The sequence below is a fragment of the Streptosporangiales bacterium genome (assembly GCA_009379825.1).
Classification (GTDB): domain Bacteria; phylum Actinomycetota; class Actinomycetes; order Streptosporangiales; family WHST01; genus WHST01.
Map to the genome: position 1 here is coordinate 94124 of WHTA01000015.1, position 9100 is coordinate 103223.

Sequence of the window (9100 nt, forward strand, 5' to 3'; positions counted from 1 at the left end):
CCCGTGCTCCCGTCAGGGCCTACGCCAGGTGCGGCCGTCGCGGGCCAGCATGGCGACCGCGGACTCCGGGCCCCAGCCGCCGGCCGGGTACGGCTCCGGCTTGCCGCGCTTCGCCCAGTACTCCTCGATCGGGTCGAGGATCTGCCACGACAGCTCGACCTCCTCGTGCCGCGGGAACAGCGGCGGGTCGCCGAGCAGCACGTCGAGCAGCAGCCGCTCGTACGCCTCCGGGCTGGCCTCGGTGAACGACTCGCCGTACGCGAAGTCCATGTTCACGTCGCGGACCTCCATCGCGGTGCCAGGCACCTTGGAGCCGAACCTGACGGTGATGCCCTCGTCCGGCTGCACCCGGATCACGATCGCGTTCTGGCCGAGCTCCTCGGTGGCCGTCTCGGTGAACGGCAGGTGCGGTGCGCGGTGCAGCTCGAGCGCGATCTCCGTGACCCGGCGGGGCAGCCGCTTGCCCGTACGCAGGTAGAACGGCACTCCCGCCCAGCGCCTGGTGTCGACCTCGAGCTTCACCGCCGCGTACGTCTCCGTCGCGGAGTCCTTGCCGATGCCCTCTTCCTGCAGGTACCCGCGCACCTGCGTGCCGCCCTGCCAGCCGGCGATGTACTGGCCGCGTGCGGTGTTCAGGTCCAGCCGGTCGGGCAGGGTGACCGCGCCGAGCACCTTCTCCTTCTCCATCCGCAGGTCCCGCGCCTCGAACGACGCGGGCTCCTCCATCGCCACCAGGGCGAGCAGCTGCAGCAGGTGGTTCTGGATCACGTCGCGTGCGGCGCCGATCCCGTCGTAGTACCCGGCCCGGCCACCGATGCCGATGTCCTCGGCCATGGTGATCTGCACGTTGTCGACGTAGTTGCGGTTCCAGATCGGCTCGAACATGGTGTTGGCGAACCGCAGCGCCAGGATGTTCTGGACGGTCTCCTTGCCGAGGTAGTGGTCGATGCGGAAGACCGAGTCCGGCGGGAACACCTGCGCGATGGTGCGGTTCAGCTCCCGCGCCGACTCCAGGTCGTGGCCGAACGGCTTCTCCACCACGACCCGCCGCCAGCCGGTGCCGTTCTGCTCCGCGAGCCCCGAGGTCTGCAGCTGCTCGATGGTCCTGGGGAACAGGCCGGGCGGCACGGACAGGTAGAACGCGTGGTTGCCGCCGGTGCCGCGCTCGCGGTCCAGGTCGTCCACGGTCTCCCGCAGCCGCTCGAACGACGGGTCGTCGCCGAGCTCGCCAGGCACGAACCGGCAGCCGTCGGCGAGCTGCTGCCAGACCGCCTCCCTGAACGGGGTACGCGCGTACTGCTTCACCGCGTCGTGCACGACCTTGGTGAAGTCCTGCCGCTTCCACTCCCTGCGGGCGAAGCCGACCAGCGCGAAGCCAGGGGGGAGCAGCCCACGGTTCGCGAGGTCGTACACCGCGGGCATCAGCTTCTTCCTGGACAGGTCGCCGGTGACGCCGAAGATCACCAGGCCGCACGGGCCCGCGACCCGGGGCAGCCGGCGGTCCCGGGGATCACGCAGCGGGTTGATCCAGGGTGGTCGCCCGGTGCTCATGCGGTTGCTGCCTCCAGCAGTTGACGGAGCCCGGCGGCCCGGTCGGTGAGGTGCAGCCGGACGACCGGGCGGCCCTTCTGGCGGAGCACGGCCAGGTCGCCGGCCGCCTGCGCGGCGATCAGGCTGCCGAACGAGTACGGCCGGTCGGGCACGGCGAGGTCGTCGGCGACGGCGCCGGTGAGCTGGACGAAGCCGCCGTTCTGGTGGCCGCCCTTGTGGTACTGGCCGGTGGAGTGCAGGAACCGCGGTCCCCAGCCGAACGTGGTCTGCACGCCGCTGCGGGCGGCGACCGCTGCGCGCAGGCGTTCTGCGGCCGCGTCCGCCTCCCGGTCGAGGTACGCCTGCAGCGCCAGGTAGCCGGTCTCGGGCACCAGGTAGTGCAGCGAGGCGAACAGGTATGCGAGCGTCTGGTCGCCGCGCAGCGTGTCCGGGTCGCCGTACACCTCGACGGCGCCCTCGGTGAACGCGTGCGGCAGCCCGTCGCCGGCCGTCGGGTTGTCGAGCAGCGCGCGGGCCTGCTTCTTCGCCTCCTCGACGTTCGGCTGGTCGAACGGGTTGATGTCGATCACCCGGCCGGCCACCGCGACGGCCGCCTCCCACAGCAGCAGCTGCGCGCCGAGCGGGCCGTCCGTCGTCACGTCCGCACCCGCCGCAGCGCCGATCGCGACCTTCGTCGCGTCGTCGCCGGCGTCCGTCCAGCCCGGGGTGTCGCCGCTCACCGCGCCGACGTCCACCGGCAGCAGCCCGCGGTCGTCCTTGCCGGTGGACTCGGCGATCAGCTGCTCCGCCCACGCAGGGAACCCGGCGACGGGGGAGTCACCGGCACCGAGCACCACCTTGTCGCGACCAGCGGCGTGCGCGCCGCCGAGCACGGCACCGAGCACCAGGCCGGGGTTCTCCGCGGTGTCACCGGCCAGCTGCGGCAGCAGCTCCTCGGCGTCGTCGAGCAGCTGCGACACGTCCACCCCGGTGAGCCCCGCGGGCACCAGGCCGAACGCGGTGAGCGCGCTGTAGCGGCCGCCGACGTTCGGGTCCGCGAGGAACACCTTCCGGTAGCCCTCCTGCTCGCCGAGCTCGGCCAGCGCGGAACCGGGGTCGGTGACGACGACGAACCTGCTCGGCGCGTCGATGCCGGCCGCGGCGAACGCCTCCGCGTAGGCACGGCGCTGGCTGTCCGTCTCGACCGTGGTGCCCGACTTGCTCGACACCACCACGACGGTCCGCTCCAGCCGGTCGCCGAGCGCCCGCCGTACGGTGCCGGGATCGGTGCTGTCGAGGACGGTCAGCTCGACGCCTGCGGTCGCCGTGATCACCTCGGGGGCGAGCGACGAGCCGCCCATGCCGCACAGCACGACGTGGTCGAGGCCCTCCTCACGCAGCTCGGCGCGCAGTGCGTCGATCTCCGCGAGCAGCGGCCGCGAGGTGTGCGCGAGGTCGATCCAGCCGAGCCTGATGGCGGCCTCCGCCTCGGCGGCCGGCCCCCACAGCGTGGCGTCCTTGGCGACGAGCTTGGTCGCCACCTGGTCCTGGATGAGCGCGGTCAGGACGTCGGAGTACGCGGCGCCGTGCACGGACACGGCGCCGGCGGCGGGCGAGCCCATCAGGCGTCGTTCTGCAGCTCACTGCTGACCGCGCCGATCAGGTCGTTCCACGAGGTCTCGAACTTCTCCACGCCCTCGTCCTCGAGCACGCGCACGACGTCGTCGTAGGAGATGCCGGCGTTCTTCAGGTCCTCGAGCACCTTCTTCGCGGCGTCGTAGCTGCCCCGTACGGAGTCGCCCTCGATGTTGCCGTGGTCGGCCGTCGCGTGGATGGTCGCCTCCGGCATGGTGTTCACGACGCCGGGGGCGATCAGCTCGTCCACGTAGAAGGTGTCGGGCATGGCCGGGTCCTTCGTGCTCGTCGACGCCCACAGTGGCCGCTGCGGACGGGCACCGACGGCGCCGAGCGCCTGCCACCGCTCGCTGGCGAACTTCTGCTCGTAGAGCTCGTACGCGAGCTGGGCGTTGGCGACCGCGGCCTTGCCCTTCAGCGAGACGGCGTCGCCGCCGATCTTCTCCAGCCGGTTGTCCACCTCGGTGTCGACCCGGCTGACGAAGAACGACGCGACCGAGCCGATCTGCGAGACGTCCCTGCCGACCTTGCGGGCCCGCTCGATGCCCTCGAGGAACGCGTCGATGACCTCCGCGTACCTGGCCAGCGAGAAGATCAGCGTGACGTTGACGCTGATGCCCTCGGCGAGGCACTGGCTGATCGCCGGCAGGCCCTCGACCGTCGCCGGGATCTTTATGAAGAGGTTCGGCCGGTCGACCAGCCACCACAGCTGGCGCGCCTCGGCGATCGTCGCCTCGGTGTCGCGCGCCAGCCGCGGGTCGACCTCGATGGAGACCCGGCCGTCGACGCCCTGGGTGGAGTCGTAGACCGGACGCAGCACGTCGCACGCCCAGCGGATGTCGTACGTGGTGATCATCCGCAGTGCTTCGCCGACGTCCAGGCGTCGGACGGCGAGGTCGCGGACCTGGTCGTCGTACTTGTCCGAACCGGCGATCGCCTTCTGGAAGATCGTCGGGTTGCTCGTGACCCCGACGACGTGCTTGTTCTGCACCAGCTCGGCCAGGTTGCCTGAGACCAGCCGCTCCCTGGAGATGTCGTCCAGCCAGACGGCGACGCCCTCCGCGGACAGCCGCGCCAGGATCTCACTCATTCGTCTTCCTCCTCCATCGCGGTCGGCAGCTGGGCGGTCAGGCCCCCGACCTCGCCAGGCTCGAATGTGCGGCCGCCACCACGCGTTCCGGGGTGAGACCGTACTGCTCGTACAGCGTCTTGTAGTCGGCCGACGCGCCGTAGTGTTCCAGGCTCACACATTCCCCGGTCGAACCGACGAACTCACGCCAGGCCTGCGCGACGCCGGCCTCCACCGACACGCGCGCCGACACCGCGGGCGGCAACACCGTGTCGCGGTACGCCTGGTCCTGCTCGTTGAACCACTCGACACACGGCATCGACACCACCCGGGTCGGGGTGCCCTCGGCCTGCAGCTGCTCGCGCGCCGCGACGGCGAGCTCCACCTCGCTGCCGGTGGCGATCAGGATCACCTGCGGCAGGCCACCGTCGGCCTCGGCCAGCACGTAGCCGCCCTTGGCGACCCCCTCGGCGGACGCGAAGCCACCCTCGGGTGAACGGTCGACGACAGGCAGGTTCTGCCGGGTGAGCAGCAGCCCGGCCGGCCGGTCGGGCTGCTCGAGCACGGTGCGCCAGGCGACGGCCGTCTCGTTGGCGTCCGCCGGCCGTACGACGTCCAGGCCGGGGATGGCGCGCAGCGCCGCGAAGTGCTCGATCGGCTGGTGCGTCGGGCCGTCCTCGCCGAGGCCGATCGAGTCGTGCGTCCACACGTAGATCGCGGGCAGCTTCATCAGCGCGGCGAGCCGTACTGCCGGACGCATGTAGTCGCTGAAGGTGAGGAACGTGCCGCCGTACGGCCGGGTGAGCCCGGCGAGCACGATGCCGGACAGCGCCGCGCCCATGGCGTGCTCGCGGATGCCGAAGTGCACGTTGCGGCCGTCGGGGGAGTCCGGCAGGAACCTGTCCTCGCCCTTGATGTCGGTGTTGTTCGAGCCGGTGAGGTCGGCGGAGCCGCCCCACAGCTCGGGCAGCACGCCGGCGACCGAGTTGATCACCTCGCCGGACGCCTTCCTGGTGGCGACCGCCTTGCCCGCGGGGAACTCGGGCAGCTTCGCCGTCCAGCCGTCCGGCAGCCGGCGTGCGACCAGCCGGTCCAGCTCGGCGGCGCGCTCGACGTTGGCGGCCCGCCAGGATTGGTACCGCTTGTCCCAGTCGGCGCGCAGCTCGCGGCCCCGGTCGACGACCTGGCGGGCGTGCGTGAGCACCTCGTCCGGCACGTCGAATTTCTTGTCCGGGTCCATGCCGAGGATCTTCTTGGTGGCCGCGACCTCGTCGGCGCCGAGCGCGGCGCCGTGCGCGGGACCGGTGTTCTGCGCGTTCGGCGCCGGCCAGGCGATGATCGAGCGGACGTTGATCAGCGACGGCCTGTCGGTGGTCTCCCTGGCGGCCACCAGGGCGCGCTGCAGCGCCTGCACGTCGTTCACGTCTTCGACGACCTGGGTGTGCCAGCCGTACGCCTCGTACCTGGCGGGGACGTCCTCGCTGAACGCCACGGCCGTGTCACCGTCGATGGAGATGTGGTTGTCGTCGTACAGCACGACCAGGTTGCCCAGCCGCTGGTGCCCGGCGAGGCTGGACGCCTCGGCGGAGACGCCCTCCTGCAGGTCGCCGTCGGAGGCGAACACCCAGACGGTGTGGTCGAAGATGCTCTCGCCGTCCGGCGCCTCCGGGTCGAGCATGCTGCGCACCCGGCGCGCGCCCATCGCCATGCCGACGGCCGTGCTGATGCCCTGGCCGAGCGGGCCGGTCGTGGTCTCGACGCCGGCTGTGTGCCCGTACTCCGGGTGGCCGGGGGTGAGGCTGTTCCACTTGCGGTAGGCCTTGATGTCGTCCAGCGACAGGCCGTAGCCGGAGAGGTAGAGCTGGAGGTAGAGGGTGAGGCTGGAGTGCCCGCACGACAGCACGAAGCGGTCGCGGCCCAGCCAGTCGGGGTCGGTCGGGTCGTGCCGCAGCAGCCGTTGGTACAGCAGATAAGCGGCTGGCGCCAGGCTCATCGCCGTGCCGGGGTGGCCGTTGCCCACCTCTTCGACCGCGTCCATGGCGAGGGCGCGGACGACGTCGACGGCCTTCGCGTCGAGATCCGACCACTCCATCGTGGTTCCCTCGTTGGCCTGTGCGCTCACCTGCACGACTCCTCTCCGGGGTATTCGACGTGTGTGCCGCGTGCGAGCCTATCTCTGCCGCTCGCGGTGGCTGCTCCGCTCCCCGGCGGCGGCTGGTTCGGCCCCGCGCCTTGGGCCGGTGGCGTGCGCACTAGCATGGGTGACGCTCCGATAGCCGCCTACGTAGTTTGAGGTTTACGTGGCCCGCGCAGAGGCTCGTTCGTGACCGCCGTCACAAGCCGTCCCACGCCGCCGCCGGCTGCCGCGCAGCGCGGCCACCGCACGGTCAAGGCGACGCTGTGGGCGTACGTGGGGTTGACCAAGCCGCGGATCATCGAGCTGCTGCTGATCACCACCGTGCCGGTCATGTTCCTCGCGGCACGCGGCCTGCCGCCGCTGTGGCCGGTGGTCGCGACGCTGATCGGCGGCACCCTGTCGGCGGGCAGTGCGAACGCGTTGAACTGCTACATCGACAGGGACATCGACACGGCCATGCGGCGCACCAGGCGCCGGCCGCTGCCGACCGAGTCGGTGAGCCCGCGCGAGGCGCTGATCTTCGGTGTCGTGCTCGGCATCGTGTCGACGGTGTGGCTGGCGCTGACCGTCAACCAGCTGTCCGCCTGGCTGGCGCTCGGCGCGAACCTGTTCTACGTATTCGGTTACTCGCTGCTGCTGAAGCGCCGTACGTCCGCGAACATCGTGTGGGGCGGCATCGCCGGGTGTTTCCCGACGCTGATCGGGTGGACTGCCATCACCGGCAGGCTCTCGGTGGCGCCGGTGGCGCTGTTCCTCGTGGTGTTCTTCTGGACGCCGCCGCACACCTGGGCGCTGGCGATCAGGTACCGCGAGGACTACGCCGCTGCCGGGGTGCCGATGCTGCCCGTCGTCGCGTCGATGCCGGAGACTGCGCGCAAGATCCTCATCTACAGCGTCCTCACCGTGGCGAGCTCGCTGTTGCTCTGGCCGCTGGCGCACACCGGGCTGATCTACGTGACCGCGGCCGCCGTACTCGGCCTGGTGCTGTTGGTGGAGGCCGTCGCGCTGCTGCACCGCGCGACGAAGTACGCCGCCGACGACCCGTCAGGTAGCGTCGCACTGCTGAAGCCGATGCGGCTGTTCCACTGGTCGAACATGTACGCGGCGCTGCTGTTCCTCGCGGTCGCCGTCGACGCAGTCGTCCGCTGGTAGTTGCGTGGCGACGCCCCGTCGCGGCGAGGTGACGGTTACGCTGACTGGTCATGAGCAAGAGTAGGAACACCTGGGTTCGCGACACCCTGGAAGGGCGTTCCACGCCACGTCGCCCGACGCTTGCCGTCCTCGGCTGGGTGGGCATCGGCGTGTGTGGGCTCGTCGCGCTCGGCTACGGCATGTTGGCCGGTGGCCCAGGGGGTTTCCTGCTCGGCGCGCTGTTCGCCATCCTGCCGGTGCCACTGCTGGTCTTCGCGGTCCTCAGCCTGGACCGGATCGAGCCGGAGCCGACCAGGAACCTGGTGCTCGCGTTCGCCTGGGGCGCTGCCGTCTCCGTGGTGTTCGCGCTGCTCTTCCAGATCGGCTTCGGGCTCGTCGTGCCCGGCGAGATCTACGGCGCGACGATCGCCGCGCCGATCAGCGAGGAGCTGGCCAAGGGCCTGATCATCTTCCTCATCCTGCACGTGAAGAAGACCGAGCTGGACGGCCCGACCGACGGGCTGGTCTACGCCGGCATGGTCGGCCTCGGCTTCGCGATGAGCGAGAACATCGTCTACTACGGCAGCGCGCTGGCCGACGGCGCAGGCAGCCTGGTGGCGACGTTCGTCATGCGCGGCATCTTCTCGCCGCTCGCGCACCCGCTGTTCACCGCCGCGACGGGGGTGGCGCTCGGCTTCGCGGCGCTGAAGCGCGACGCTGCCATGCGCTGGCTGCTGCCGATCGGCGGCGTGATCCTCGCGATGATCCTGCACGCGCTCTGGAACGGGTCGACCCAGATCGGCTACGGCATCGGCCTGATCCTCTACTACCTGCTGATCATGCTGCCGATCCTCGTCGCCTGCATCCTCATCGCGTTCTTCGACCGGCGCCGGGTGCTGCGCCAGATCGCCACCCACCTGCCGGCGTACGCGCCGTCCGGGATCTTCTCGCCGGACGAGGTGGCGCTGCTGAGCACGATGAAGGCCAGGCGCAAGATGCGGCACCTGATGCGCGACTACCAGCAGGCGGCGACGGAGCTCGCGATGCTGGACGACCACGCCGCACGCGGGACGGCGGGCCCGGAGTACGGCCCCCGGCGCGAGGCGCTGGTGCGCATCCTGATGCTGGCGAAGCAGGCGTTCCCCGGTAACCAGGGCATCGCGAGGAACCTCGCCGAGATCGAGGGCACCCTGCCGCCACCGCCGCTGTCGGCGAACCGCCGCCCGCCGCAACCGGTGCAGCCGCGCCCGGGCATGCCGCCGCCGCACCCGCCGGGCCCGCCACCGGTCGCCGGCCCGGGCCAGCGCCCGCACCCCGGCGCCGCGATGACCGGCCGGCCAGGCGGGTACCCGCAACAAGGCGGCCCGGGCGCGTACCCCCCACCTGGCGGGATGCGTCCGCAGCCACCCCAGCCGCCACCTGGCATGCCGGTGCCACCACCGAGCGGACCACCCCCAGGTGGCGCCGGCCCGCGCCCACCGATGCCTCCGCCGGCGTAGGCCGGGCGCACACCAGGCCCGGGCGCTACTCGCGGGTTGTGGCCGCTGAGCGGGTCACCGCCGGGTGGCGCCGGCCCGCGCCCACCGATGCCTCCGCCG

The 9100-nt window shown here is 71.4% G+C and carries 6 protein-coding genes; 2 read left to right on the forward strand and 4 right to left on the reverse strand.

Annotated features, from left to right (window positions below; all coding sequences use genetic code 11):
• Positions 1-12: 12 nt before the first annotated feature.
• Genes GEV07_10595 through GEV07_10610 form a run of 4 tightly spaced genes read right to left on the reverse strand, consistent with a single transcriptional unit; the run spans position 13 to position 6326 of the window.
• Positions 13-1551 (reverse strand): glucose-6-phosphate dehydrogenase, encoded by a 1539-nt coding sequence (locus GEV07_10595; GenBank protein MQA03146.1) that lies wholly within the window; start codon positions 1549-1551, stop codon positions 13-15.
• On the reverse strand, positions 1548-3152 hold the full coding sequence (locus GEV07_10600) for a glucose-6-phosphate isomerase (protein ID MQA03147.1): 1605 nt from the start codon (positions 3150-3152) through the stop codon (positions 1548-1550). Before GEV07_10600 ends, GEV07_10595 begins: the two co-directional genes overlap by 4 nt.
• Entirely contained in the window at positions 3152-4255 is a 1104-nt protein-coding gene (tal, locus tag GEV07_10605; protein ID MQA03148.1) for a transaldolase, read from the reverse strand. The genes GEV07_10600 and tal overlap by 1 nt, the downstream gene beginning before the upstream one ends.
• Positions 4256-4292: 37 nt before the next feature.
• On the reverse strand, positions 4293-6326 hold the full coding sequence (locus tag GEV07_10610) for a transketolase (protein ID MQA03149.1): 2034 nt from the start codon (positions 6324-6326) through the stop codon (positions 4293-4295).
• 231 nt (positions 6327-6557) lie between these two features.
• On the opposite strand from GEV07_10610, the gene GEV07_10615 reads away from it, so the two are divergent.
• Together GEV07_10615 and GEV07_10620 are read left to right on the forward strand one after the other, a co-directional pair.
• Complete coding sequence (locus tag GEV07_10615) at positions 6558-7523, forward strand: protoheme IX farnesyltransferase (protein ID MQA03150.1); 966 nt, start codon at positions 6558-6560, stop codon at positions 7521-7523.
• A gap of 50 nt (positions 7524-7573) precedes the next feature.
• The gene (locus GEV07_10620; GenBank protein ID MQA03151.1) at positions 7574-9001 is read left to right on the forward strand and encodes a PrsW family intramembrane metalloprotease; all 1428 of its coding nucleotides are present in this window, start codon (positions 7574-7576) and stop codon (positions 8999-9001) included.
• Positions 9002-9100: the final 99 nt, after the last annotated feature.